21 protein-coding genes and 2 pseudogenes are annotated in these 26,503 nt (G+C 69.7%); 11 read left to right on the forward strand and 12 right to left on the reverse strand.

Annotated features, from left to right (window positions below):
- The first annotated feature begins 9 nt into the window (after positions 1-9).
- From V8690_RS04545 to V8690_RS04570, 6 genes are read left to right on the forward strand one after another with little or no spacing between them, the layout of a single operon-like run.
- The gene (locus V8690_RS04545; protein ID WP_338776014.1) at positions 10-930 is read left to right on the forward strand and encodes a hypothetical protein; all 921 of its coding nucleotides are present in this window, start codon (positions 10-12) and stop codon (positions 928-930) included.
- Positions 864-2,408: a HAMP domain-containing protein gene (locus tag V8690_RS04550; RefSeq protein WP_338776015.1), complete on the forward strand. Its 1,545-nt coding sequence runs from the start codon at positions 864-866 to the stop codon at positions 2,406-2,408. The genes V8690_RS04545 and V8690_RS04550 overlap by 67 nt, the downstream gene beginning before the upstream one ends.
- A 1-nt stretch (position 2,409) precedes the next feature.
- A complete protein-coding gene (gene pgsB / locus V8690_RS04555; RefSeq protein ID WP_338776016.1) occupies positions 2,410-3,837 on the forward strand; it encodes a poly-gamma-glutamate synthase PgsB in 1,428 nt (475 codons plus the stop codon).
- Positions 3,834-4,316 carry a poly-gamma-glutamate biosynthesis protein PgsC/CapC gene (locus tag V8690_RS04560; protein ID WP_338776017.1) on the forward strand — a complete coding sequence of 161 codons (483 nt, stop codon included), beginning with the start codon at positions 3,834-3,836 and terminating at the stop codon, positions 4,314-4,316. Before pgsB ends, V8690_RS04560 begins: the two co-directional genes overlap by 4 nt.
- A gap of 31 nt (positions 4,317-4,347) precedes the next feature.
- Complete coding sequence (locus V8690_RS04565; protein WP_338776018.1) at positions 4,348-5,430, forward strand: NlpC/P60 family protein; 1,083 nt, start codon at positions 4,348-4,350, stop codon at positions 5,428-5,430.
- 54 nt (positions 5,431-5,484) lie between these two features.
- Entirely contained in the window at positions 5,485-7,410 is a 1,926-nt protein-coding gene (locus tag V8690_RS04570; protein ID WP_338776019.1) for a glycosyltransferase family 39 protein, read from the forward strand.
- Here V8690_RS04570 and V8690_RS04575 read toward each other — a convergent pair.
- Positions 7,383-8,531, reverse strand: a complete 1,149-nt coding sequence (locus V8690_RS04575) for an acyltransferase (RefSeq protein ID WP_338776020.1) — start codon at positions 8,529-8,531, stop codon at positions 7,383-7,385. The genes V8690_RS04570 and V8690_RS04575 overlap by 28 nt on opposite strands.
- A gap of 275 nt (positions 8,532-8,806) precedes the next feature.
- Between V8690_RS04575 and V8690_RS04580 the strand changes: the two genes are divergently transcribed.
- A complete protein-coding gene (locus V8690_RS04580; protein ID WP_338776021.1) occupies positions 8,807-10,312 on the forward strand; it encodes a S53 family peptidase in 1,506 nt (501 codons plus the stop codon).
- Positions 10,313-10,424: 112 nt separating this feature from the next.
- On the opposite strand, the gene V8690_RS04585 is transcribed toward V8690_RS04580, so the two are convergent.
- Positions 10,425-11,726, reverse strand: coding sequence for an RICIN domain-containing protein (locus V8690_RS04585; protein WP_338785250.1), 1,302 nt, complete (start codon positions 11,724-11,726; stop codon positions 10,425-10,427).
- Between the two features lie 100 nt (positions 11,727-11,826).
- Positions 11,827-13,257, reverse strand: a complete 1,431-nt coding sequence (locus V8690_RS04590) for an endo-1,4-beta-xylanase (RefSeq protein WP_338776022.1) — start codon at positions 13,255-13,257, stop codon at positions 11,827-11,829.
- A gap of 367 nt (positions 13,258-13,624) precedes the next feature.
- On the opposite strand from V8690_RS04590, the gene V8690_RS04595 reads away from it, so the two are divergent.
- Both V8690_RS04595 and V8690_RS04600 read left to right on the forward strand, forming a co-directional pair.
- On the forward strand, positions 13,625-15,079 hold the full coding sequence (locus V8690_RS04595; RefSeq protein ID WP_338776023.1) for a non-reducing end alpha-L-arabinofuranosidase family hydrolase: 1,455 nt from the start codon (positions 13,625-13,627) through the stop codon (positions 15,077-15,079).
- A gap of 144 nt (positions 15,080-15,223) precedes the next feature.
- Entirely contained in the window at positions 15,224-16,444 is a 1,221-nt protein-coding gene (locus V8690_RS04600) for a metallophosphoesterase (protein WP_338776025.1), read from the forward strand.
- Positions 16,445-16,564: 120 nt separating this feature from the next.
- Here the strand turns inward: V8690_RS04600 and V8690_RS04605 are convergent.
- Positions 16,565-17,320: pseudogene (locus V8690_RS04605) on the reverse strand (alpha/beta hydrolase); the annotation flags it as partial.
- 70 nt (positions 17,321-17,390) lie between these two features.
- On the opposite strand from V8690_RS04605, the gene V8690_RS04610 reads away from it, so the two are divergent.
- Positions 17,391-18,625, forward strand: a protein-coding gene (locus V8690_RS04610) for an IS3 family transposase (protein WP_338776026.1) whose coding sequence is annotated in 2 segments (ribosomal slippage) — positions 17,391-17,715 and positions 17,715-18,625 — 1,236 coding nt in all. Because the reading frame shifts where the segments join, the coding sequence is not laid out codon by codon here.
- Positions 18,626-18,663: 38 nt separating this feature from the next.
- Here the strand turns inward: V8690_RS04610 and V8690_RS04615 are convergent.
- Positions 18,664-19,083 (reverse strand): annotated as a pseudogene (locus V8690_RS04615) (epoxide hydrolase N-terminal domain-containing protein); the annotation flags it as partial.
- 103 nt (positions 19,084-19,186) lie between these two features.
- Here V8690_RS04615 and V8690_RS04620 point away from each other — a divergent pair.
- On the forward strand, positions 19,187-19,762 hold the full coding sequence (locus tag V8690_RS04620) for a CGNR zinc finger domain-containing protein (protein WP_338776027.1): 576 nt from the start codon (positions 19,187-19,189) through the stop codon (positions 19,760-19,762).
- A 62-nt stretch (positions 19,763-19,824) separates the two neighbouring features.
- Here V8690_RS04620 and V8690_RS04625 read toward each other — a convergent pair whose 3' ends face one another.
- From V8690_RS04625 to V8690_RS04655, 7 genes are all read right to left on the reverse strand, one after another.
- Positions 19,825-20,847 carry a DegT/DnrJ/EryC1/StrS family aminotransferase gene (locus V8690_RS04625; protein WP_338776028.1) on the reverse strand — a complete coding sequence of 341 codons (1,023 nt, stop codon included), beginning with the start codon at positions 20,845-20,847 and terminating at the stop codon, positions 19,825-19,827.
- Positions 20,848-21,104: 257 nt separating this feature from the next.
- A complete protein-coding gene (locus V8690_RS04630) occupies positions 21,105-22,388 on the reverse strand; it encodes an FAD-binding oxidoreductase (RefSeq protein WP_338776029.1) in 1,284 nt (427 codons plus the stop codon).
- A gap of 41 nt (positions 22,389-22,429) precedes the next feature.
- Positions 22,430-23,095, reverse strand: a complete 666-nt coding sequence (locus tag V8690_RS04635; protein WP_338776030.1) for a haloacid dehalogenase type II — start codon at positions 23,093-23,095, stop codon at positions 22,430-22,432.
- Positions 23,096-23,141: 46 nt separating this feature from the next.
- Entirely contained in the window at positions 23,142-24,080 is a 939-nt protein-coding gene (locus tag V8690_RS04640) for an aldo/keto reductase (protein ID WP_338776031.1), read from the reverse strand.
- Positions 24,077-24,526: an aldehyde dehydrogenase family protein gene (locus tag V8690_RS04645; RefSeq protein WP_338785251.1), complete on the reverse strand. Its 450-nt coding sequence runs from the start codon at positions 24,524-24,526 to the stop codon at positions 24,077-24,079. Before V8690_RS04645 ends, V8690_RS04640 begins: the two co-directional genes overlap by 4 nt.
- On the reverse strand, positions 24,412-25,539 hold the full coding sequence (locus tag V8690_RS04650; protein ID WP_338776032.1) for an aldehyde dehydrogenase family protein: 1,128 nt from the start codon (positions 25,537-25,539) through the stop codon (positions 24,412-24,414). Before V8690_RS04650 ends, V8690_RS04645 begins: the two co-directional genes overlap by 115 nt.
- Positions 25,536-26,489 carry a M14 family metallopeptidase gene (locus V8690_RS04655; RefSeq protein WP_338776033.1) on the reverse strand — a complete coding sequence of 318 codons (954 nt, stop codon included), beginning with the start codon at positions 26,487-26,489 and terminating at the stop codon, positions 25,536-25,538. Before V8690_RS04655 ends, V8690_RS04650 begins: the two co-directional genes overlap by 4 nt.
- Between the last annotated feature and the right edge of the window lie 14 nt (positions 26,490-26,503).

Here is a 26,503-nt window from a genome sequence, read left to right on the forward strand (position 1 = left end):
GTCGGCGCTGTGAGAGGACCCGCCCTGTCCACGTACGCCCGGGCTCCGCGACGACACCGCATTCGCCGCCGCGCCGACATGCCGCTCATAGGCGGCGTCCGCCCGCCGGTCGCCATCCTGATGGTGCTTCTGCTCTCGGTCGCCGGACTCACCGTCTACGCCCTCGGCTCCATCTCCAGCGAGCAACTGCCGCTTGCGGTGCGGGACAGCGAGCAGCAGATCGCCGCGGACGCCGCCGTGTCGGTCCGGGGCTCCATCAGCGCGGAGGCGAACACGCTGCGCCGTGCTGCCGAGGCATACACCCCGACCAGTACGACCGCGCCGGCGACGGCCCTCAAGACGGTCGTCGCCGGCCGCCGATCGGTGCACGGCGTCGCCCTGGTCGATCCGGCCACCGGTCACCTGCTGGCCGCGAGCGGCGTGACCGTGCCGCTCGCCGGGATCGGCGTGGGGAGCCTGGCCGCAGACGCGGAGCGCAGCATCGTCCCGCCGCGGCTGGTGGCCGCGGCCTCCGGCGCCCGTATCCTCTACTTCGCCCGGCTCACGGTGCCCGAGCACAGCCAGGACACCAATGCCGACCAGAGCCAGGACCAGACACAGCAGCAGACCAAGCACTGGCTGGTGGTGGTCCTCGAACCTCTGCCGACGCCCGCGGCGCACGGAGACGGCCGCGGCACCTGGCTGGTGGGGGAGACGGCACCGTCCTGGCGAGCGCTACCCGCGTGCGGGCCCTCTCCGGCGCCGACCGGACGCTCCCCCGAACCGCAGCCCGGGCCGCCGCGGTCTCCGGATGGCGGACAGACGCCTCCGGCAGCCTGCTCGGCGCCGCCGCCTCCGGCACGCGCACCGTGGCCGGCTGGGCGGTGGTCGCACCGCAGCGGACCGGCACCGGCGACACCGGCAGGGACAACACCAGCGGCCTTCACCTGACGGTCGTGACCGCGCAGTCCGTCGCGCTCACCCCCCAGTCCACCGGCTACCTGCGGATCGCCCTGCTGACGGGCGGCGCGCTCGCCGCCATCGCCGTGGTGAACTGGCTGTTGCTGGTCTTCGCCGTGCAGCGCCCGTTGCTGCGGCTGCACCTGTCCGCCGCCCGCCTCGCCCGGGGCGCCGTCGGTCGGCACCCGCTCGCCTTCGAGGACCTGTCGCGGCCCGTACCGGTTCCCGCATACGGCGAACCGCGCCGCACAGGCCGGGCGTTGGAGGCCCTGCGGCGGCAACTGCTCGGTGCGGACACGCCGGAGGAGATCCTCGCCCCACGAGGGCCGGGGACCCGGGCGCTGGTGGCCTGCTGCGCTCTGCTGGTCACCGCCTGGGCCGCCCCGATGCTCTTCGTCGTCGACCATGTGGACACCCCCGCCTCCATACCGGTGAGCGCGGTGGCCGGGCAGCAGACGCGCACCCAGTACGCGTCCGACCGGGCGCGCCAGTCGCTCGACCAGTCGTACACCGACCTGGTCGACGTCGCCGCGTCGCTGAAGGGCAAGAGCACGGCCCAGCAGCACCGGGTGCTGCGGAAGGCGCTGGCCGATCACGGCCAGTACCGCTCGCTCTACCTGCTCGACCGTGCCGGCTCCATCGTGCTGCGGGTCGGCCAGACCCCGCTCCGCACCATCGTCCACGTCCCGGGCGGCAACGGCATCACCGGTGTCAACACGTACGGGAGGATCCCGGCCATCGCCGCGTACGCGCACATCCCGGGGGCGAAGGCCGGGACGACAGCTTCCGGTGTGGTGGTCTTCGGCGAGATCGACGTGAAGGTGCTCGACGGTCTGCTCCCCGAGCCCGGCCTGGGCAGTGTGTGGCTGGCGGACAGCCACGACCGGGTACTGGCCGCCGGCGTGGGCTTCCGGGCGTTCCAGCCGCTGCCCGGCCCAGGGCTCGCGCGGCTCGCCGACCGTACCCGGACGCCCGGCACCGCCGGCACCCCGACCAGCGCGGTGCTGACCTCCTCGGGCGTCTCGCGGGCGATGTCCGTGGCCGCCGCCGCTCCACTGGCCGAGGCCGGCCCGGCCGCAGGCCTGGGCTGGCGGGTCGTCACCTCCGAGCCGGCCGCCTCGCTGCGGCTGCCGGTCTTCCGGGCCGAGCGGATGACCATGCTGGCCGGGCTGCTGGGGCTCGCGGTGGGGGCGGCCTGCCTGAGCTGGGTGCACATCGTGGTGGTACGGCCGCTGCGCGAACTGGCGCGACTCGCCGAACGGTTGGCGGGCGGCGACCGCCGCACCGTGCTGTACCCGGTGAACCACGACGAGACCGGCTCCGTCACCCGCAGTCTGGAGCTGATCAGGCAGGCGCTTGCCGACCGGGTCCGGTCGGGGACGGCAATCCCTGCCGCACCCCGCGCGGAAGCCTCGTCCGCCGGTCACGGCCGAGTACACACCACAGCAGTGAACACGAAGGCGGACTGAGGTGCTCTTCCTCTACACCATGTTGCTGCTGAGCAGCGCCATGCTGCTGACAGCCGGTGTCATCGAGCAGCGGCGGCACTACGCGGCGCTGGATCAGATCCCGGTGCGGGTCCTGGTGAACGGCATCCGCGGCAAGTCCTCCATCACCCGGCTGTGCGCAGGGGCGTTGCGCGGAAGCGGGCTGGTGACGGTGGCCAAGACCACCGGCACGGCCGCCCGTTTCATCCACCCGGACGCCACCGAGGAGCCCGTCTACCGAAAGTTCGGGCTGCCCAACATCGTGGAGCAGATCGGCATTGTGCGGCGGGCGGCGGCGTACACGCCGGACGCGCTGGTGATCGAGTGCATGGCTGTGCTGCCCGCGCTGCAGGAGGTCAATCAGGAGAAGCTGATCCGCTCCACCATCGGCGTGCTGTGCAACGTCCGCGAGGACCACCTGGCCGAGATGGGCCCCACACTGGACGACGTCGCCCGTTCGCTGTCCCGCTCGATGCCGGTCGGCGGGGTGTGCGTCACCGCGGAGAAGGAGCGGCTGCACATCCTGCGCGAGGAGGCCGAAAGGCGGAACTGCCGCCTCGTCGCAGTGGATCCGGAGACGGTGAGCGACGCGGAGCTGCGGGGCTTCAGCTGGTTCACGTTCAAGGAGAACGTGGCCATCGCGCTGGCCGTCGCCGAACTGATGGGTGTGGAACGGGAGACGGCGCTCAGGGGCATGTGGGACGCGCCGCCGGACCCGGGCGTGCTCTCCGTGGAGCGCTACCGCACGCACGACGGCAAGCGGCTGCGGTTCGCCAACGTCTTCGCCGCCAACGACCCGGAGTCGACGCTGATGAACGTCCGTCAGCTGCTGGATCTCGGTGCGATCCGCCGCCCGCTCAACGTGGTCGTCAACTGCCGCCCGGACCGGGTGGAGCGCAACGGTCAGATGGGCGCGGTCATCCCCGACCTCGGCCCCGACGCGGTCTTCCTCATCGGCCATCCGACCAAGAGCGCCAAGGACGCCATCCCGTCCTCGTTCGCCGGCCGGGTGATCGACCTGGGCGGCGACCGCCGTGACCCGCGGGAGCTGACCGAGGCCGTTCTGGCCGAGCTCGGCCCGGCCTCCTCGCTGGTGGCGGTGGGCAACATCCACGGTCAGGGCGAGCTGCTGCTGGAGGTTCTCGCCGAGTTGCCGCTGGACGACTCGGACGAGCCGCTCATCCCGGCGCCGTACCACGGGCCTCTGGGCGAAGACACCCTGCGGATCGCGGTGGCCGGCCCGCCCGAGCCCGAGCCCTTCAGCTGGGTGGCACCGCTGGAGACCCCGGCGCACGGCATCCACATACCCGGCCGCCGTGGACGGCCCCGCCACAACGCGCACCGGAACGCCCACCGGTCCGAACCGAGGCCGGACGGCTCCCCGGCCCAGCCGATGAGGAACCAGCCGTGATATCCGCCAACCTCACACCGCAGGTCGCCGCGCTGGGAATCGCGCTGGGCCTGGTCTTCTCTCTCGTGTGCTACCTGACCACCAACCTCTCGCCCGGCGGGATGATCACCCCCGGCTGGGTGGCGCTGACACTGGTCACCCATGTGCAGCTGGCGGCGATGATGGTCGGCGTGGCCGCGCTCACCTACGGCGCGACCCGACTGCTTCAGCGCAACGTGATCCTCTATGGCAAGCGGCTGTTCGCCGCGGTGGTCGTGTGCGCAGTGGTCATGCAGACCACCGTGATGCTTGCGCTCAACCATCAGTTCCCGCTGCTGTACACCTCGCAGACGCTGGGCTTCATCGTGCCCGGCCTGATCGCGTACCAGCTCGTCCGCCAGCCGTTCGGGGCGACCGTGCTCTCCACCACGGCCGTCACCCTGGCCACCTACGTGATCATCTCCGCCGGGCTGCTGCTCGGCGCTGTGCCCACCACCTGACCCACCGCCTCGCACGCCTCAGGAGGACGAGATGTATCCCGACTCCAGGTCCGGTCACGGCAAGGACGGCGGACTGACCCGCCGCCAGGTCCTCGGTTCCCTCGTCGGCCTCGCTGTGGCGGGCGCGGGCGGCGCATACGCCTGGCAGCGCCTCGAACACCGCCCCGGCGCGAACATCCCCACGGTGGACGGCTCCGTGCCCCAGGCAAGGCCTGTGGGCGGCCACCGGTTCGAGCGGCTCGGCAACCCGGCCCGCACCGTGGTACGGGACGCCGACGGCAGCGTGGTGGCGACGTTCACCGACGGGGCCCGCACGGCCGTGCTCACCGGTCCGTCCCGCACCTTCGGCGAACCCCGCACCACCACGGCCACCGTCACCACGGACGCCTGGGTGCGAGTCCTGCCCAGTCAGTGGCGGCAGGGCAGGGAGGAGAGCTCCTGGTTCAAGCGGTGGTTCCCCGAGGCGCTGCGCGACACCAGCCCGGACGTCTTCGCGGTCGCGTTCCAGTACAGCAGCGCCGGGGCACCGGACAAGCACAACCCCGCCGGTGTGCGCTACGCCGGCACGGCCCACTTCGGGCCGCGCAATCCAGGTGTCGGTTCCTCGCTGGACTTCGGATACCACGACGAGCGGTCCGACTTCTACGACTACCTCGGCATTCCGTGGACCTTCCCGGACGGCAGCCGCGTCGAGCCGGAGAAGGCCCGCTACGGCGACGTCGACTGCTCCGGCTTCCAGCGCCTGGTGTGGGGCTACCGGATGGGCATACCCATGCACAACACCAACACCGCGGGCGTCGGCCTGCCCCGCCGCGCCTACGCCATCGCCGCCTACGGCCCCGGAAATCTGCTCATCCCCGACAAGGGCCGGCAGCCCATCGACCTCGGCGTGCTGCAACCCGGCGATCTGGTCTTCTTCGCCATCATCAAGAACGAGCCGAACGTCATCGACCACTGCGGGATGTACCTGGGCCTCGACAACGCGGGCCGCCCCCGCTTCTACTCGAGCCGCTCCGCCGCCAACGGCCCCACCATGGGTGACCTCGCGGGCCACGCCCTGCTCGACGGCACCGACTTCTACGCCCGCGGCTTCCGCGCCGCCCGCCGCCTGTAGCGGTGCCTACCGCCCCGATCCCAACCAGCACCGCACGAAGGACGACCCCGTCTCATGGCCACCGCTCCCCGTGCCCGGGAAACCGGCGCGCACCGCCGCAGGGCCGACCGCTCCCGCCGCAGCGACGCCCTCGACGCGGGGCGGAACACCCCCGCGCGCTGGGAGCGCGCGAGCCTGCTCGGCGTCCTCGCCGCCGCAGCGCTGCTCTACGGCTGGGGCCTGAACCACGCCGCCGTGCACCCCTACTACGGTGCGGCCATCCGCTCCATGGCCACCAGCCGGCGGGCGTTCCTCTTCGGCGGGCTGGACCCCAGCGGCACGATCAGCATCGACAAGACACCCGGCGGCTTCTGGCCCGACGCGGCCTCGGTGTGGCTCTTCGGCCCGCACACCTGGGCGGTGGCGCTGCCGCACGTGCTGGAGGGCGTGCTCACCATCTACGTGCTGCACCGGACGGTGCGCGCCTGGGCCGGGCCGCTGGCCGCCTTGATCGCGGCTCTGGCGCTCACCGCCACTCCCGTGACGGCGGCGCTCGACCGGGCCACCATCCCGGACGAGCTGCTCACCCTGCTGCTGGTGCTGGCCGCCGGGGCGCTCCTGACGGCGGCGCGCAGCGGACGGTTGCTGCCGCTGCTGGCTTGCGGCATGTGGGTCGGCCTGGCCTTCCAGGCGAAGATGATGCAGGCCTGGCTGCCACTGCCGGTCTTCGTGGCGGTTTACCTGCTGGCGGCCCCGGGCGGGGCGTTGCGTCGCGTCGGGCGGGCGGTCCTGCTGGGCGCCACCGCGCTGACGGTCTCCTCTTCGTGGCTGCTGCTGGTGCTGGCGACGCGCCCGGCCGACCGCCCCTACCTGGACGGCACCACCAACAACAGCCCCTTCACTCTGGTCTTCGGCTACAACGGCATCAGCCGCTTCGGCGGTGACGCCGGCGCGCTGGGAGCGGTGGCGGGCACGTCCGCCAGCCGCACCACGGGCAACACCGGGTGGGGGATGCTGGTCAACCACACCGTCGGCCCTCAGATCGCCTGGCTCCTGCCGCTGGCCGTGCTGGCGGCGCTGCTGGGGGTGCTGTGGCGGGCCGGGCAGCCGCGCGGCGACCTGGCGCGGGCCGGTTTCCTGCTCTGGGGCGGATGGCTGGCCCTGCACGTGGCCGTCTTCAGCACCTCCAACGGAAACCACGCTTACTACACCGCCGTCATCGCCCCCGCGCTCGCCGCGCTGAGCGGCGGCGGCCTGGCCACCTTCTGGCGGGAGTACCGGGCACCTCAGGCCGCCTGGCATCGCGCGGTACTGCCCGCGGCGATCGCGCTGACCTCGGGCTGGGCCCTACTGCAGGACGCACACACCCTCTTCGCCGCCCGGCTGCTGCCCGTGGTGGTGATGCTCGCCGTGTGCAGCGTAGCCGCGCTGTGCCAGCGCGGGCCGCGCACGGGTTCCCGGCAGCGGGCCTGGGCACTGGCCACCGGCGTCGCCGCCGTGCTCGTCCTCCCCACGGCCTGGGCGGTGTCCAGCACCGACCCGCTCTACGCAGGAGCCGCCACCTCCCCCCTGGCCGGCCCGGTCGGCGGCAACTACGCCGGCCTGCACGGCCACGAGCCCGCCTTCAGCACCGGGCTTTCCACACCGAGCGCCCGCGACAAGGCCCTCCTCGCCTATCTGACGGCCCATCGGAGCGGCGAGAAGTACCTGCTGGCCACCCAGGCCGCGTACACCGCCGAGCCGCTGCTGCGAGCCGCTTCCGATCCGCTGCTGGTCATGGGCGGTTTCACCGGGCTGACACCCTTCCCGAACGCGGCGCGGCTGAGCACGCTGGTGGGCGAGCACCAGGTCCGCTACGCCATGCTGACGACCCAGCGTCCGAGCACCCCGGCGACCACCTGGGTCAAGGGCCACTGCTCACGCGTGTCCCCACGCGCATACCAAGAGCGCCGGACGGACGGGAGTTTCACCCTCTACGACTGCCGTCCGACGGCCGGCTGACCGGCGCGGTGTTCACGCCGGGCATACCTGCGCAGGAGCAGTCGTCTGGCCGGGCGTTCCACGCCCTCGTACAAGGCCCAGGACAACCCCAGCGCCACGGTGAACGCGACGACGGTGGTGGTCAGCGCCGGCAGCACGCCGAAGTGCGGAGAGGTGCCGAGCAGGTCGGTGCCGATCCGCAGCACCAGGAGATGGATCATGTAGAAGGCGAAGGAGAGTTCGCCCAGCCTCACCAGCCTTCGGTGCCGCCACACCGAGGGAAGGCCACGTAGGTCGGCGACGGCCGCCGCCGGGATGAGCAGGGCGAAGCCGATGAGGGTGCAGGTGGTGGCCGGGTATCCGGCGGGGACGTGGGGGACGAGGAAGTAGCCGGTGATCGCCAGAGCGAGTGAGGCCTGCGGGCTGGGCCCGCGCCACTGGCCGAGACCGACGATGCGGGCGACAGCGGCACCGAGGACGAACTCGGGGAGCCGGGCCGCGGGGAAGGAGTAGAGCGGCTGGCCCAGCCAGTGGTGCGCGTCCGACCAGGCCAGCACCAGCACCGCCAGCACCGAAACCCCGGCCAGGACGGCCGATCCCCGGGCTCCCAGGCGGCGCAGCCAGAGAGCCAGCAGCGGAAAGACGGCATAGAAAAATGCCTCGCAGGCAAGCGACCAGCTGACGGGGTCCAGCGTCTGCCACCAGGGGCGCCACCAGGAATGCAACAGGAGCACATTGGCCAGTGCCTGATGCAGGGTGGGCTTCGTCTGATGGGCCAGGGTGAGGCTCATGAGCAGCGCGATCGCGGCGGTGACGAGGTGGACCGGATAGATCCGGGCGATACGCCGCCACCAGAACGCCGGTGCTCGGTCGCCCGGCCGTGCGGACCACATCAGGACGAAGCCGGAGAGGATGAAGAAGAACGACACCCCGGTGGCCCCGGCCCCGAACCCCCACGTCGCGATACGCCCGCCGGTACCCCCGAAATATCCGAAGTTGCGCACATGCAGCCCGAAGACCAGCAACGCCGCCATCCATCGCAGTCCCGTGAGCGACGGCAGTGAAGGCGCCGGAGTTGTGGAAGCGGCCTCGACTGCGGTCGCTGCGGCGGGCGGCGTCCGGGTTGCCCCGGCCGCCGCCATCACGTCACCCGCCGAGTGTTGTACATGTGCGGCATGCGCGTGAGCCTTGCCCGATCGTCGCCTTTCATTCCGGGCTCGTGGGGAGCATCACATCGGTGTGGGCCGTCCACTCGCCCTGTTCGGCAAGGGCCATTCTTTGATCATTGTTGACAGGACGAATGTGTTGGCCCGGCAGCCGCGAGGGCTAGCCTCGCCACGTCCGCACCCCCTGTACCCACCCCCCACCTGAGGTGGCGGACGCCCAAGTCCCCTTTGGCACTCAAGGAAGGACTCTGATGGCACGCACCATCAGACGGTGGCTGCTCGCGGGGGTGGGAACCCTCAGCCTCGCGGCGGCGGGCGCCGTCCCCGCGATGAGCGCGGCCCACCAGGCCGCCTATCCGCGCGTACGGCCTGCCGTGGCCGACTACACACAGGTGACCACCAGCCAGACCCCACCCACTCAGTCGCAGTGTGCCTCCGCAGGACGCCGCTGCTTCACCCCACAGGCCATCCAGGCCGCCTACAACGTGGGCCCGCTGCACTCAGCCGGGGACGACGGACGCGGTCAGACGATCGCCGTCGTCGACTCCTACGGCAGCGACACCATGGCTCACGACCTGCATGTCTTCGACCGTGCATTCGGCATCGCGCCCATGTGCGGGGAGGAGGGCGTCAGCTGCGCGTCCGGCATGCCGACCTTCAGCGAGCTTCATCTACAGGGCTCGCCCGCCACCAAAGCGCCGCCGTCCACGAGCAGCAGCCCCGGGCAGGAGGACAAGAGCGCGTGGGCACTGGAGGTGGCTCTTGACGTCGAGACCGCCCATGCCATGGCGCCCGGCGCCAACATCCTGCTGGTGACCACCCCCACCGCCGAGACCCTCGGGGTACAGGGCTTCCCCCAGATGATGGCCGCCGAGCAGTACGTCGTCGAGCATCACCTCGCCACCGTCATCTCCCAGTCGTTCGCCTCCGCGGAAGGCGCCTTCGGCAGCGCCCAGTCGCTGGAGAAACTGCGCTACGCCTTCAAGTCGGCGGCACAGAACGGCGTCACCGTTCTCGGCTCGTCGGGTGACGACGGAAGCGCCGGCTCGGCCAAGACACCGGTGGGCCAGGGCGGGTCGACGCTCTCCGGTCCCGCTGTCGAGTGGCCGGCATCCGACCCGCTGGTCACCGGAGTGGGCGGCACGAACCTGTGCACCGACCCGGGCACAACCAGCGGCAGGGTCGTCGACAACGCCTCCCCGCCGGGGGCTTGCCAGAACGCCCCCGGCCAGTCGGAGACCGGCTGGACCGGTTCCGGCGGCGGCTACAGCAGCGTCTTCGCCAAGCCGGACTACCAGTCGGGCACGCTGCCGGCCGGCAGCACGGCCATCGGCGCCATGCGTGGCGTTCCGGACATCTCCCTGCAGGCGAGCCCGTCGACGGGAGCACTGGTGTACCTGTCCCTCCCGCCCGACGGCCAGAGCGGGCTGAAGTGCGGCAGCACACCGTGCAGCACGGGCTGGTACGACATCGGCGGCACGTCACTGGCGTGTCCTCAGTGGGCGGGCCTGGTCTCCATCGCCGCCCAGATCAACCACGGTGGACTCGGACGGATCAACCCGGCTCTGTACGAGCTCGCGTCCGACCCGGCCACCTACGCGGCCGACTTCAACGACGTCACCGTGGGCAACAACACCGCCGAGACGTCGGTCCCGGGCTATGCGGCCGGCGCGGGATGGGACCCCGTCACCGGACTGGGGACGCCGGACGCGGCGAAGCTCCTGCCCGACCTCGTCAGCGCCGTGCACGGCGGCTGAACTTCCGGCCCCAGCCGGGCATCGCGCCGCCGGCGCGGCGCGATGCCCGTTGCCACCTGGATCGGCCGGACGCCCCTGGACGGTCGTTACGACCTGTGGTGGTGCGGGCATGTCACTGGAACTGTGCGAAGAACCTCCAGATCTCTGCTTTGGTCCAGGTGGCGACGCCGCTCTCGCCGGGGGAACCGTCGACCGGACCGGGTACGTGGCCTCCGTCGAACGCGGCCCACTGGACCGGGTATCCGGCACTGCAGCCCGAGTAGGTGGTGGTGATGTGCGCTCGGCTGCCCGGCGCGGGCTCGAGCGGGCTCTGGGGGGTGCAGCCGTTGTTGCTGACGAATCTGTCGCGCAGGGACCGTCCTTGCGCGATGTGGAGGACGGAGTCGCTGATGCCGTGGATCCCGAAGTAGGCGATGGGCTGGGTGCCGCCGCTGCACCCGCTGATCTGAGCGCCGGAGATGACCGCGACGGCCCTGAAGACGTTCGCCCGGCTGCATGCGAGTGCGTAGCTCATACCGCCGCCCCAGCTGAATCCCGTGGCGAAACGCTGTGCCGTGTTGACACAGAGGCCGCCCTCGATGCGCCGGATCATGTCGTCGACGAAGGTGATGTCCTCACCGCCCGAATTGGCCCAGCCGTTGGCGAGGCCCTGGGGGGCGACGAGGATCGCGCTGTTGTGGGACTGTTCCTGTTGGCCGTAGTAGGACCAGGCGCTCCCGCTCGTGCCGCCCGAGGCGACCTCGCCGGCGGTTCCGCCCCGCCAGTGGAACGCGAAGATCAGCCGGTAGCGGTGGCTGTTGTCGTAGTTGGCGGGAACCCTGAGGATGAAGCTGCGGCTCTTGCCGCCGCTCTGAATCGTGTGCGTACCGCTCGCCAGAGTCGGGGCGCTGCCGCATCCGCCGCCGCCACCGGACGACAGCTTGATCATCTGCCATTGCTGGTTGGCGCCGCCCCAGTCGGAGTACTGAACGACGTTGCCGCCGTCGACGGTGGAGGCGCCCTGCACCTCAACCGCCTTGCTGCTGGTGCGATTGATCAGCCGGACGTGGCCCGCGTCGGAGTCGGCCAGGCGGAACTGCTGGTTGGCCCCGTTGTAATCGGCCCACTGCTGGATCGCCGCACCGTCTGCGGTCGAGGCGCCGGCCACGTCGAGAACCTTGCCCGAATGCCGGGCCTTGAGGCGGTAGAAACCGCCGCCGGAGTCCACGAACTGCCACTGCTGGTTGGCTCCGTCGTTGCGCGTCCACTGGCTGACCCGCGCGCCGTCGGCGGTGGACGCGCCAGAGAGGCCCAGCGCCTTGCCGCTGTTGCGATTGACCAGGACATACCAGGCATTGGTGTCCACCGTCGCCGCCTCGGCGGGCGCCGGATTCACCGCGGCGAGCATGCCGATCGCGAGGGTCGCCGCCACCACGGCGGCTACCCGGGACCACCAGCGATGTCTGCATGGAGGGGCGGAGGAAGCCGCACCGTAGGTCTTCATCGACTCACCCCTTCGTCTGCGGCGGGTCCCATCAGGTGCGGGTCCAGCGTTGGTTGCTGCCGTTCGAGCAGGAGTAGAGCTGGATCAGGGTGCCGTTGGCGGTGCCGCCCGCGACGGCGTCGAGGCAGAGGCCGGACTGGACGCCGACGATGGATCCGTCGGAGTTGAGGCGCCATTTCTGGTTGTCGCCGCCCCAGCAGCTGTAGATCTGGACTTTGGTGCCGTTGCCGGTGCCGGCGGCGTCCAGGCACTTGTTGCCGTAGACCCTGAGCTCGCCGGCGGCGGTGTACGTCCACTGCTGGTTCGTGCCGTTGTGGCAGTCCCACAGGTGGAGCTGGGTGCCGTCGGTGGTACTGGTGCCGGGCACGTCCAGGCAGCGGCCCGAACCGACGCCCCTGATCGGTCCGGAACCCGAAGGGGGCGTAGTGGAACCGCCGTTGAGTGCGTTGAGGACGGCGGTGTAGGCGGGCTTCTTGCTGCCGTCGCCGTTGAACAGCAGCGGCGTGTGCTCCGGTCGCCAGGAGTCGGTGTCGCGCACACCCCAGACGGTGATGCCGAGGCAGCGCGGGACGGCCAGACAGTCGTTGATCACACTGGCGTAGATCGTTGCCGGGGCGCCCTGGATGTCGAGTTCGGTGATGGCCACGTCGACGCCGAGGGCGGCGAAGTTCTGCAGGGTGGTGCGGAAGTTGCTGTTGTAGGGGCTGCCGCTGTTGAAGTGCGACTGAAAGCCGACACAGTCGATCGGCACGCCGCGCTGCTTGAAGTCCCGGACCATGGCGTACATGGCCTGGGTTTTGGCCCAGGTCCAGTTCTCGACGTTGTAGTCGTTGTAGCAGAGCTTGGCGGCCGGGTCGGCGGCGCGCGCGGTGCGGAAGGCGACCTCGATCCAGTCGTTGCCGGTGCGCTGCAGGTTGGAATCGCGCCGGGCTCCCGAACTGCCGTCGGCGAAGGCCTCGTTCACGACGTCCCACTGGGCGATCTTGCCCTTGTAGTGGGCCATCACGCCCTTGATGTGGTCGATCATCGCCTGGCGCAGCGTGCTGCCGCTGAGGCTCTGCATCCAGCCGGGCTGCTGGGAGTGCCAGGCGAGGGTGTGGCCGCGCACCTGCTTGCCGTTCTGCACCGCCCAGTTGTAGACGCGGTCACCGGCGGTGAAGTTGAACTGGCCCCGCTGCGGTTCGGTAGCGTCGATCTTCATCTCGTTCTCGGCCGTCACCGAGTTGAACTCACGACCCGCGATCGTCGTGTACGCCGAGTCGCCCAGCCTGCCCGAGGCGATGGCGGTGCCGAAGTAGCGGCCGCTCTGCGCCGCCGCGGCGCCGAGCGTGTTCTCGGCTGCGTGTGCGGTCGGCGGCGCGACCAGTGCGGCGACCACACCGAGAACGCCGACGACCAGCGCCAACAGCAGGCCGCGGATCTTCCGGCGGACAACGAGTCTGGGAAGGGCATACGAGCCCATGACTGTGCCTCCAATGCAGAAATCACGGAAGGACTGAAGCGCAGGGGAAGTGGCGCCTGTCGTGCAGCACAGATTGCTCAGGGCCGACGAGGTTCGATGTCTCGAACTACGGCCGGTTTCTCAGACCGGATGATTGAGGGACTGACGATGCATCGTCAATACTCCTCACAGAAGAAGTTTCGATTTCTAGCCCGAAACATTCGAGGCCGAGCGAGGCGCTGTTTGTAGACAGATCAGCGACAGGCCTTGACCAGAGGGCCCCCCATTCCTAGCTTGTGGCGTCAAAGATTCCGGGAATTCTTCGAAACGTTTCGAGATGGTTCCTCGAGGTCCCCCTCACCCGCCGCCCCCAAAGGAGTGCCCCCTGATGCGTCTGAGACGCTTACTCGCCGTCCTCGCGCCCCTGTTGCTCGTGGCCACCTTCCTCGGTGCCCAGCCAGCCGGCGCGGCGACCGTAGACCCCAACGCCTCCTATGTGCTGGTCAACCGCAACAGCGGCAAGGCCCTGGACGTCTACAACATGGCGACCGGCGACGGCGCCCGCATCACCCAGTGGACCAGGAACGATCAGAGCCAGCAGCAGTGGCAGTTCGTCGATTCCGGGGGCGGCTACTTCCGCATCACGTCCCGCCACTCGGGCAAGGTGCTGGACGTCCACAACTGGTCCACCGCGAACGGTGGCTCGATCGTCCAGTGGGCCGACCTGAACGCCACCAACCAGCAATGGCGGCTGGCCGACAGCCCGGACGGCTACGTGCGGCTCATCTCGCGCCACAGCAGCAAGGCCCTCGAAGTACAAGGCGCCTCCACCGCCGACAACGCGAACATCGTCCAGTACGACGACTGGGGCGGCACCAACCAGCAGTGGCAGCTCGTCAAGGTCGGCGGCGACAACCCCGGCACGTGCAGTCTTCCGTCGACATACCGCTGGACATCGACGGGCGCGCTGGCGCAGCCCAAGGCCGGGTGGGCCTCGCTCAAGGACTTCACCGTCGTCCCCTACAACGGCAAGCATCTCGTCTATGCGACGACGCACGGCGCCGCGGGGACGGGAGTGGGCTGGGGTTCGATGAACTTCGGCCTGTTCAGCAACTGGCCGGAGATGGCCTCGGCCAGCCAGAACACGATGTCGAACTCCGTCGTGGCGCCCTCGCTCTTCTACTTCGCGCCGAAGAACATCTGGGTGCTCGCCTACCAGTGGGGAGGTGGGAGCGCCTTCTCCTACCGGACGTCGAGCGACCCCTCCAACCCCAATGGCTGGTCCGCACAGCAGGTGCTCTTCTCCGGAAGCATCACCGGCTCCGGCACCGGCCCCATCGACCAGACACTCATCGCTGACGGCCAGAACATGTACCTGTTCTTCGCCGGTGACAACGGCAAGATCTACCGGGCCAGCATGCCGATCGGGAACTTCCCGAGCAGTTTCGGCTCGACCTACACAACGATCATGAGCGATACCACGAACAACCTGTTCGAAGCCCCGCAGGTCTACAAGCTGCAGGGCCAGAACCGCTACCTCATGATCGTCGAGGCCATCGGCTCGCAGGGCCGCTATTTCCGTTCGTTCACGGCCACAAGCCTGAACGGCTCATGGACACCCCAGGCCGCGACCGAGAGCAACCCCTTCGCCGGCAAGGCCAACAGCGGCGCCACCTGGACCAACGACATCAGCCACGGCGAACTGATCCGCACCACTGCCGATCAGACCTTCACCGTCGATCCCTGCAACCTGCAGTTCCTCTACCAGGGACGCAGCCCCGACTCCGGCGGCGAGTACGGCCACTGGCCCTACCGCCCGGGTCTGCTGACACTGCGGCGCTGACGGCGTGACACGAGTCCGGCTCCGGTACGGAGCCGGTGTGGCGGGCTCGGCGGAAGGCCGAGCCCGCCCGGGTCACGCGACAACGTCAGCGCGACACTGACCGGATACAGTGCGCGAGACGGCACCTGGTCAGGGAGGGGAAGCATGACCCACACCAGCAACACCCGACCCGCCGACAGCGAAGCGCAAGCTCCGCGGCAGAGCCGACTGCACCGCCTGATGCGCTACATCCCCCTGATCGCCCCCGTCCTGCTGTGGACCGTGCCCTGCTGGGTGCTCCTGCACACCGGCCAGCACTGGCCGCTGCCCGTCACGCTGGTCGGCACCGCCCTGTTCGCCCTCGGCCTCGTTGGCATGCCGCTCGCGATGGCGCGCGGCCACGGCCGGCGGCAGCAGGACCGGGCGGCGATCGTCGGTGACACCCTGCTGGGCACCAGCTGGGTTCTGTTCACCTGGTCCGTTCTGCTCGGCATCCCCTTGCGGCTCGCCCTGACCGTGGCCGGCGTCGACGAGAGTCAGGACCGGGCCCGAATCGTCACTTGGGCCGTCCTCGGCATAACCGCCGTACTACTCGCCTGGGGGTACGCCGAAGCCCGCCGCGTGCCGCGCGTGCGCCGACTCGATGTGCAACTCCCGCGGCTGGGTGCCGGGTTGGACGGCATCCGCGTCGTCCTCATCACCGACACCCACTACGGCCCGCTCGATCGCGCTCGCTGGTCGGCGCGGGTATGCGAGACGGTGAACACTCTGGAAGCCGACCTGGTCTGCCACACCGGCGACATCGCGGACGGCACGGCCGAACGCCGCCGCGCCCAGGCCGTCCCACTCGGTACCGTGCGGGCCACCCGGGCCCGTGTCTACGTCACCGGCAACCACGAGTACTACAGCGAGGCCCAGGGCTGGGTCGACCTGATGGGCGAGCTGGGCTGGGAGCCGCTGCGCAACCGCCACCTGCTGCTCGAACGCGGAGGCGACACCCTCGTGGTCGCCGGCGTGGACGACGTCACCGCCGAGTCCTCCGGCCTGGCAGGCCACCGCGCCCACCTCGCCGGAGCCTTGAACGGCGCCGACCCCGACCTACCCGTCCTGCTCTTGGCACACCAGCCCAAGTTCGTCGACCGGGCGGCAGCCGGCGGCGTCGACCTCCAACTCTCCGGTCACACCCACGGCGGCCAGATCTGGCCCTTCCACCACCTGGTCCGCATCGACCAGCCCGCCCTCGCCGGCCTCAGCCACCACGGCACCCGCACCCTCCTCTACACCAGCCGCGGCACCGGCTTCTGGGGCCCGCCGTTCCGCGTCTTCGCCCCCAGCGAGATCACCCTGCTCGTGCTCCGCTCCCCGCACCTGCCCACCTCGCCGTAGCACTGGGCGGGCCAGCACATCCGCTTGAAGCAGTCCACGAGCCGAGGGGTGCGGCGTCGACAGATGACCAGGCCCGTCTCGATGAGGACGAGATCCGGACCATTCCCGGCCGGACCGCGTTCACCGATGAGCGGCCAGCACTGCCGCAAGGCCCTCTTGCAGATCTTTGACGAAGTACTCGGGAACCTCCAGCGACGGGAAATGCCCGCCGGTTTCGGGCGACCTCCATCGGACGATCTGTCGGTACCGATCCTGTGCCCAGGGGCGCGGACACTTCTCGATGTCGCGGGGATACATAGTGATTGCTGACGGGACGTCGACCCGAAGTTCGGGGTCCAGCGAGTTGTGGCTCTCGTAGTAGATGCGGGCTGCCGATGCGCCGGTCCGCGTCAGCCAATACAGGGTGACGTCGTCAAGAACCCTGTCTATGGAAATCTTCTCGAACGGGCTGTCTTCGGTGTCCGACCACTCGGCGAACTTGTCAAGGATCCAGGCAAGAAGCCCGACCGGTGAGTCGACGAGCGAGTAGCCGATGGTCTGCGGTCGGGTCGCCTGCTGCTTCGCGTACGCCGCACGGTGGCGCCAGAATTCGCTGGTTTCCTCGGTCCACTTGCGCTCGACCGCCGTCAGCCCGTCCGTTGTCAACCCGGGCGGCGCCTCCGCGAACAATGTGTGGATGCCGAGAACGTGCGCCGGGAACCTGCCGCCGAGAACCGTGGTGATATTGCCTCCCCAGTCGCCGCCGTGGGCTGCGAACTTGCTGTAGCCGAGCCTTCCCATCAGTTCCACCCATGCGGCGGCGATCTTTTCGGTTCCCCACCCGGTGGTGGCCGGCTTGTCGCTGTACCCAAAGCCTGGTAGCGACGGGACCACGACGGGACCTGTCCCCGGAGGGTGGACACCTCTGAGCCCGGCCCCGCCAGGGGCCGGGTAGGAGGGATCTCTTATGGTGATGAAGGTCTACTCGCCCGAGTTCAAGGCGGACGCTGTCGCGCTGTACCTGTCGGACCCGAGCCACACCTTCGAGGGCATCGGCAAGGACCTGGGGATCAGCCGGGAGACGCTGCGCAACTGGGTCCGGGCCGAGCGGGCCCGCCACGGCGGGGACAGCACGACGAGCACGAGCACGGAGAAGAACACGGTGGATTCCCCGCCGACGGCCGAAGAGCTTCAGGCCGAGAACGAGGCCCTGCGCCGGGAATTGGCGGCGGTGCGCAAGGAGAACCAGAAACTGGCCACCGAGCGCGACATCCTGCGCAAAGCGACGAAGTTTTTCGCACAAGAGATGACCTGGTGAACCGCTTCCAGTTCATTGAGGACCACCACCGCGCCTGGGGCGTGAAGCGGTTGTGCGCCGTGCTGGAGGTCGCCCGCTCCAGCTTCTACAAGTGGCGGGCCGGCCGCGCGGCCCGCGCGGCACGTGAGCGGGCCGACGTCGCGCTTGCCGAGCGGATCCGGACCGTGCACGCCGAGTGGGACGGCACCTACGGCCGTCCCCGGATCACCGCCGAGCTGCGCGACGACGGCGAGCGCGTGAACCACAAGCGCGTCGGACGAGTGATGCGGAAGTTCGGCATCGCCGGACTGCGGCTGCGCAAGCGCCAGGTCACCACCGTGCCCGAACCGTCCGCCACCCCGGTGGCGGACCTGTTCCGGCGCGACTTCACCGCGAGCGCGCCGAACACCAAGTACGTCGGCGACATCACCTACCTGCCGGTGGGCGACGGCGAGTTCCTGTATCTGTCGACGGTCATCGACTGCTTCTCACGCCGCCTGGTGGGCTGGTCGATCGCCGACCACATGCGCACCGAGCTGATCGCCGACGCGCTCCGGGCCGCTGCCGCGACCCGCGGCAGCCTGGCCGGCGCTGTCTTTCACAGCGATCACGGAGCCCAGTACACCTCCCGTTATTTCGCCGAAGTCTGCGCCGAGTTGGGGGTGCGGCAGTCGATGGGCGCGGTCGGCACCTCGGCGGACAACGCCCTCGCCGAGTCGTTCAATGCCGCTCTCAAACGCGAGACACTGCGCGGTGCCCGCTGCTTCGACGGCGCCCGCGCCTGCCGCCTGGCCGTCTTCGGTTGGATCACCCGCTACAACACCCGCCGACGGCACTCGGCGAATGGACAGCAGGCGCCGATCGCCTACGAGCAGCAGTCAGCTACCCTGACACTTGCCGCATAACGACACGAACAGGTGTCCACCCTCCGGGGACAAGGCCCGACGTGGAAGGCCGGCGCGTCTGCATCTTTCGGATCTGCCAGCTCGTCCACTACATCGATGAACTCAGCAATGCTGCCTGGCCAGCCGTGCGTCAAGATCAGAGGAGTGGCATCCGCGCGCGCGGATCGGCGGTGCAGGAAGTGGATTCCCAGATCATCAATGGTCGTGCGGAACTGGCCGATACGGTCAAGGCGCTCTTCGAACGACCGCCAGTTGTACCCGGTGCGCCAGTAGCTCACGACATCCACGAGGTCGGCGAGAGGAACGCCCTGCTCCCATCGGCGAGGGTCGGGCGCGGCGCGATAGACGGTCTCAGCCTCCGGTAGTCGCGCCGCCGCCAGTCGCGCGCGCAGATCGTCGAGGTCAGCGTCAGTCGCGCGGGCTTCAAAGGCTTGCACGTCGCTGGTTGGACGGGGCATGGGGCCTCCTGGCCGTCGTGGAACCGGCTACGACCTACAACGAACCGGCTAAGGCGGTTCTAGCAGTCCTGGGAGCCCCGCTGCAACCCGCTAAGGTGGTTCCATGCGCGCTGCGTTCCCTGACTTCCGCCTCGGCAACGTGCTGGCGACCAGCTTCACGGGGACTCTGTCGGAGCGTCACGGCAACCCCGTGGAGCGCATTCCCACACCGCACCGACTCGTCGACTGGCTGGCAGTGAACGGCCTCGCCGTGGACTCCTGCACCCCTGCCCAGCTCGACCTCGCTCGGGAACTGAGGGAGTCGATTCACGCCGCCGCGACAGCGGCCGCGCTCCAGGACGCTCTCCCTGCGTCCGCTGTCCAAGTCATCAATGACTGCAGCGTTCTGGGTCGGGCCGCGGCGATCCTGACGCCCGAGGGTGAGCGGCGATGGCGGCTCAGCTCGGCATCCCGCGTGGAAGACGCCCTCAGCGTGATCGCCGACGACGCGATCAGCGTCATCGCAGGCGAACGAGACGGAAAATTGGCCTTGTGCGCATCACCCACCTGCCAAGCCGCCTTCTTCGACACCAGCCGAAGTCGCACCCGCAAATGGTGTGACATGAACACGTGCGGGAATCGTCAGAAGAAGGCGCGCTTCAATGCCAAACAGCGCAAAAATCCGAGATCAGCGGAGTGATCCTCACCTCGGTACATCCAAGTGGACCAGGATGAAAGTTCTTGCCGCACCCAGAAAGAACCTCACCGACCACATCGCCCGGCGCTTGCTTGTAGCTGGTGGATTTTTGTTGTCTCCGCCCTGCGCTCAGGCCAGTCCGGCGCGGATTTCCTCGGCGCCGATGTCGATCTGACGGAGGCCCAGATGCGGTCCCACCGGCAGACCGAGAAGCCGGTTGCCCGAACGCTCCGTTCTGGGCAGGCTGCCGACAGCGTATCCCAGCCCTCTGTAGACCGGCTGACGATGCATCGGTGGGGAATGGAGCGCATTGCATTCGATGCCCTGCGCGAAGAGGTGAGCGGCCAGCGCATCTGTCCGATCAAGCTCGATGACGTAGTTCCGCCAAGCATGACGGAAGCCTGCCTTTTCTCCCGGCAGATCGGCCAGGCCGGCGAGACGCCGGTATAGCGGTCGGCCTGAGCACGGCGCACCGCCAGCGTCTCGTCGAGATGGGGCAGCTTCGCGCGCAGGACGGCCGCCTGCATCTCGTCCATCTGCTGGTTGTGCTCCTCCGTCTCGTGGTGCAGGCCGAGGATCCCCTTCGGGCCGTAGTGCCGTCCACGAGCCTGACCGTCGGACGCGAGCCTGCGGATCCGGTCTGCCAGAGCGGCGTCCTGTGTCGTGCAGGCGCCCGCGGCTCCATAGGCTGCGAGATGCTTCCCAGGGGCGAAGCTGAAGCAGGTGACATCGGCCGAGCTGCCGAGTCTCCTGCCGTCGATCTCCGCGCCGAGCGCGAGACAGGCATCCTCGACGAGCGCGAGGCCACGACGATCGGCGATGCGCCGCATCTCGATCATGTCGGCGGGATGGCAGTACATGTCGACAGGCAGCAGAGCGCGTGTCCGTGGCGTGATCGCGGCTTCGCAGGCGGTTGTGTCGATGCATCGGGACTCAGGGTCGATGTCGACCCAGACCACGGACGCACCGACCCCGCTGATCGCCGCCGATCCGGCGAGATCGGTATGGGCAACCGTGATGACTTCGTCTCCCGGTCCGATTCCGAGCGCGCGCAGCGCGGCTGTCAGACCGGCCGTACCCGAGCCCACGGCGCAGCGTGCCGCGCGTCGACCGGCCGGACACAAGGATGAAGTCTCCGGCACGCGCGGCGTGTTCGTAGGTCAGGCCCGGCGCGACGTCGTCGGGGCTGGAGGTTTCGACTGGATTGGGAGGGCTTCTTTGCTGTTGGGATGTCAGAGTCGGATGAGGACGAGTTCGGCCACGCCTCGTCCGATGGCGAGGGCTTCCTTGGGATGGGGAAGTTCTCGCGGAAGGCCCCCGCCCTGTCACCGCTGTCGGCGCCGGCTCAGCGCAGGCGGTCCTTCGCCTTGTAGTAGGCACCGCCGAACGGCAGGAACCACGGAGTGCCGTTGTAGAAGGGGACGGGGACCTTGGGGAAGCCGAGGCCGCGCAGGGGGTTGGCCTCCGGTTTGCCGTCCATCATCTCGGCCACGGCCCGGCCCATGTAGGTGGCCATCTGGACACCGTGGCCGCAGTAACCCATGGAGTAGTACAGGCCGTTGACCTCGCCCGCGTGCGGCAGCCGGTCCCAGGAGAAGCCGACCATGCCGCCCCACACGTAGTCGACCCGCACCCCGGCGAGCTGCGGGAAGATCTCGGTCATCTCCCGCTTCAGGACATCGCCGCTCTTGACGTCGGAGGCCGGGTTGGAGGGGGCGAAGCGGGCCCGGCCGCCGAAGGCGAGGCGGTGGTCGGGGGTGAGGCGGATGTAGTGGCCGATGTTCTTGGAATCGACCACCAGGCGGCCGTTCGGGATCAGCGCCTTGGCGCGTGCCTCGCCGAGCGGCTCGGTGACGATGATGAAGCTGCCCACGTTGATGAGCCGCTTGCGGAACCAGGGCAGCGCCTTGTCGGTGTAGGCGTCGGTCGCCGCCATCACCTGCTTGGCACGGATCGTGCCGCCCAGGGTCTCGACCACGAAGCCGCCGCCCGGCAGGCGGGTGAGACCGGTCGCCGCGTTGCGCTCGTGGATCTCCGCGCCCGCCCGCTCCGCCGCCTCGGCGAGACCGTGGACGTACTTGCCGACGTGCAGGGCGGCGCTCAGCGGGTCGAGCAGGGCGCCGTGGTAGTAGTCCGAGTTCAGCTCGGACTTGAGTTCACCGCGGGTGAGGAGCTGCGTCTCGTGGTCGAAGTTGTCGGCCAGGTCGCGCTGGGTGGCCCGCATCGCCTCGAAGTGCTGCGGCTTGAAGGCGACTCCGAGCCGGCCGGCGCGGTGGAAGTCGCAGTCGATCCGCTCCGTCCGCGTGATCTCCTCGACCACGTCGACCGCCTCGCGGAAGGCGTCGTACAGCTCGCGTGCCCGCTCCTGGCCGTAGCGCTTGCGGGCCTCGGCGGGGCTGATGGTGAGCCCCTGGGTGCACATGCTGCCGTTGCGGCCGGAGGCGCCCGAGCCGATCTTGTCCTTCTCGACGAGGACGACCCGGGCCCCCTTGCGTGCGGTGTGGTAGGCGGTGGACAGGCCGGTGAGGCCGCCGCCGATGACCACCACGTCCGCCTCCTCGGGCAAATCCTTCCCGGAACGGTCGGGCAGGGCTGGAGCGGTGTCGAGCCAGTAGGGGATCTGTTTCATGACGTGCGTCCTCTGTGTTCTCTGTCCGTTGTCGCCCTGGGTCAGCAGCCGAGCAGCTTCGGCAGGCCCGACAGGTCGGGCAGTTCGTCGTAGGGCTGGTAGTCGGCGCTGCCGGGGCGGCCGAAGCGGTTGATCCACACGCGGCGCTTCAGGCCGAGGTCGCGGGTGGGGATGTGGTCGTACTCCCAGCCCTGGGCGGTGTGGATGACCTGGGACGGCTCGACGCCCATGCTCGTGAAGGCGTGCTCGAAGGTCTGGCGGTCCGGCTTGTAGGCGCCGGCCTGCTGGGCGGTGATGACGTAGTCGAACTCCACGCCGATGTTCTCGACGTTGCGCGCGATCAGGTTGTCGTCGGTGTTGGAGATGATGGCGATCTCGTACTTGGTCTTGAGCTGACGCAGTGCCTCCGGGACCTCGGGGAACGGGCCGAAGGTGGGTACGGCCTCGACCAGGGCGTCGCCGTCGGAGGTGCGGTACTCCAGACCGTGCAGGCGCATGGCGTTGCGCAGGCTGGAGTGCAGGATCTCGTGGTAGGGGCGGTAGGCCTCCAGGACGGCCTGGAAGCGCATGACGCGGAAGTCGTCGAGGAACTCGTCGACGTCCAGGTTGTCCAGGTCGAGACGGTCCGCGAGGACCTTCAGGGTGGTGGGGCCGAGCTGGAAGTCGACCAGGGTGCCATAGGCGTCGAAGGTGACGATCTCTCGCATGGTGTCCAGCCTCAATTCGTGGATGGGGAAAGGGAATTCGGGAGCTTCAGACGACGCGTTCGCCGGGGGTGACGATCGCGTCCAGGGCGGCCAGGTCGGCCGCGTCGGGGATCCAGTCGGCCGCCGCGGCGTTGGCGGTGACCTGGCCGGGGTTCATGGCACCGCAGATGACCGAGCCGACCGCGGGCAGCGCGGCCAGTCCGCCCACGGCGACCTGGAGGAGGCTCAGGCCGCGCTCGGCGGCGTACGCCGTGAGCGCCTCGACACGGTCGAGGGCCGCGTCGGTGAGCCAGCCCTGCCGCCAGGACAGCCGGCTGCCGGGCGGGGGCTCCTCACCGCGCCGGTACTTGCCGCTGAGCAGGCCGTTGGCCAGCGGGTAGTACGGCAGCAGCCCGATGCCGTGGCGCAGGCAGGCGGGGATCAGGTCGGCCTCCACGCTGCGGTCGAGCAGGTGGTAGCGGGCCTGCGTGCTGACGAAGGCGTCGGTGAGCTGCTCGGCGGGGAGGTTCGAGCAGCCGATGTGGCCGATCTTGCCCTCGTCCACCAGCTCCCGCAGCGCGGCGACCGTCTCCTCCAGCGGGGTGACGCCGTCCGGCTCGTGGTACTGGTACAGGTCGATCCGGTCGGTGCCGAGGCGGCGCAGCGAGGCTTCAACGGCGTGGCGGATGTACGCGCGGGCACCGCGTGGGCCGTACCGGTCGGCCTCCGGGCCCATCTCCATGCCGAACTTGGTGGCGAGGACGACGTCATCACGGCGGCCCTTGAGGGCGGCACCGAGGAGACGTTCACCGTCGCCGCGGGCACCGCCCAGGTCGCCGAACCCGCCGTACATGTCGGCGGTGTCGAACAGGGTGATCCCGGCGTCGAGAGCCGCGTGGACGACGGCTTTCGTGCCCTCCTCGTCCAAGCGGGAGCCGAAGTTGTTGCCGCCGACGCCGACGACGGAGACGACCGGGCCGCGTTCGCCCAGCGTGCGATACCTCATGACCGGTCCCCGAATCCGATGCAGACGTTCTTCGTCTGGGTGTAGCTCGCCAGCGCTTCGAGACCCTTCTCCCGGCCCCAGCCGCTGTGCTTGTAGCCGCCGAAGGGGAGCTCGACGCCGGTGCCGACACCGGTGGCGTTGACGTAGACCTGTCCGGCGCGGATGCCCTCGGCCAGGCGCATCGCCTTGTCGATGTCACGGGTCCAGACGTAGGAGGACAGGCCGTACGGGCTGTCGTTGGCGATCTCGAGGGCGTCGTCGGCGTCGTCGAACTCGATGACGGTGACAACGGGTCCGAAGATCTCCTCGCGGGCGCACCGGGCCTGGTTGGTCAGGCCGGTGAGGACGGTCGGCTCGATGTAATAGCCGTCGGCGAGTTCGGGGGCGGCCGGGGCGCCTCCCCGACCCGCGCCACGGCTCCTTCCTGCCCGGCCAGTTCCAGATATTCGAGGACCCGGTCGCGCTGCCGGGCGGCGACCAGCGGGCCGATGTCCGGGTCCGTGAGACCCGGACCGACGCGCAGGCCCGCGATCTTCTCGACCAACCGGTCCAGCAACTCCTCGGCGCCTCGCTGGAGCAGCAGCCGGGTGCCCGCCGAGCACATCTGCCCGGCGTTGCTGAACGACGCGCCCAGGACGGCGTTCAGCGCCAGGTCGAAGTCGGCGTCCGCGAAGACGACGAACGGCGACTTCCCGCCCAGCTCCGTCACGGAGGGCACCACGTTGGCGGCGGCCGCCTGGGCGACCTTGATGCCGGTCGGCACCGAGCCGGTGAAGGTGACCTGGTCGATGCCGGGGTGCCCGGCGAGGGCGGCGCCGGTCTCCCCGTCGCCGGGTACGACGTTCAGCACGCCCGGCGGCAGCCCGCACTCCAGAGCGATACGGCCGATCTCCAGCGGGGTGAGCGGCGCCTCCGGGGAGGGCTTGAGCACCACCGTGCAGCCCGCGGCCAGTGCGGGCGCCGAGCCCCGTGCGGTGTTCTGGAGCGGGTAGTTGAACGGGATGATTTGGCCGGAGACCCCGATCGGCTCGCGGACGGTGTAGTCGATCAGACCGGGGCCGAGGGGGATGGTCGTGCCGCCGAGCTTGTCGGTGACGCCCGCGTAGAACTCGAAGTAGCGGGCGGCGGACTCGACATCGGCCTTCGCCTGGCTGAGCGGCTTGCCGACGTCCTGGCACTCCAGACGCGCCAGCCACTCGCCCTCGCGCCGGATCGCCTCCGCGATGCGGAACAGGAGCCTGCCCCGGTCCGCGGCGCGCATCCGCGCCCACTCGGGGGAGGTGAACGCCGCGCGCGCCGCCGCCACCGCTTGGTCGACGTCCGCCGGGCCGGCGTGGGCGACCTCTGCGAGGGCCGTGCCGTCCGACGGGTCGAGGACCGTGAAGCTCCGGCCGTCGGCGGCAGAGACCTGCTTTCCGTCGATCAGCAGCAGCTCGGTCAGCGGGAGTTCGCCGCTCATGGCTGGATCTCCCCCTGCACCTCACCGAAGATGACGACCTCGTCGCCCGGGCGGACGGTGCGGATCCGGCGCACCCAGAGCACGATGCCGTCCTGCGGGGCGCGGACCTCCTCCAGCGTGTTGCCGTAGTGGTCGACGATCTGGGCGATCAGGTCTCCTTCCTTGCAGGTCTCGCCGGGCTCGGCCTGGCCGAGGAAGAAGCCGCCGGCGGCGGACCGGGCGAAGGTGCCGGAGACGGTCGTGTAGCTGTCACGCAGCTCCGCCTCGCCGTCGATCATGCCGAGTTGGCGCATGATGTTGCGGATCGAGTGGACGTGCAGGGCGACGTTCTGCTCGCGGTAGGTGCCGCCGCCCGCCTCGATGGTGACGGCGGGCTTGCCGGCCGCGAGGGTGGGGTGGCGGACTGTGCCGCCCCACTTGCCGCCCTTCCAGACCAGTTCGTGCCCGGCCGCGAGGGCGAGGTCGGTCGCCAGGTCCTCATAGCCGCCCTGGAGGATGACGAGCGGGGCGATCTCGCCGAACGTGCCGCCCGTGTGCAGGTCGACCAGGGCGTCGATGGCGGGCACGACCTGCTCGACGAAGGTTGCGGCCAGGCGCAGCGAGTACGAGCCGTCCGCGTCACCCGGGAAGATCCGGTTGAGGTTCAGGTAGTCCAGGCCGCTGGTGCGGGCCGCCGCCTCGAAGGCGGGGGTGTTCATGCAGGGGATGCCGACGAGGGTGCCGCGCAGACCGGCCGGGTCGACCGCGGCGAGGACGCGGCGGATGGCCTCCTGGCCGTCGTACTCGTCACCGTGGACACCGGCGTCCACGCACAGCACGGGGCCGTCCTCGGTGCCGTTGACGACGATCAGCGGGATGCCGAGCTCCACGCCGTACGTGCTGGTGCCGACCGGGATCAGACCCTGGGCGCGCTCGCCGGGGGCGACGGTCAGGGAACCGATGGAGTACATGTCGTTCCTTTCGA

Source organism: Streptomyces sp. DG1A-41, from assembly GCF_037055355.1.
Lineage (GTDB): Bacteria > Actinomycetota > Actinomycetes > Streptomycetales > Streptomycetaceae > Streptomyces.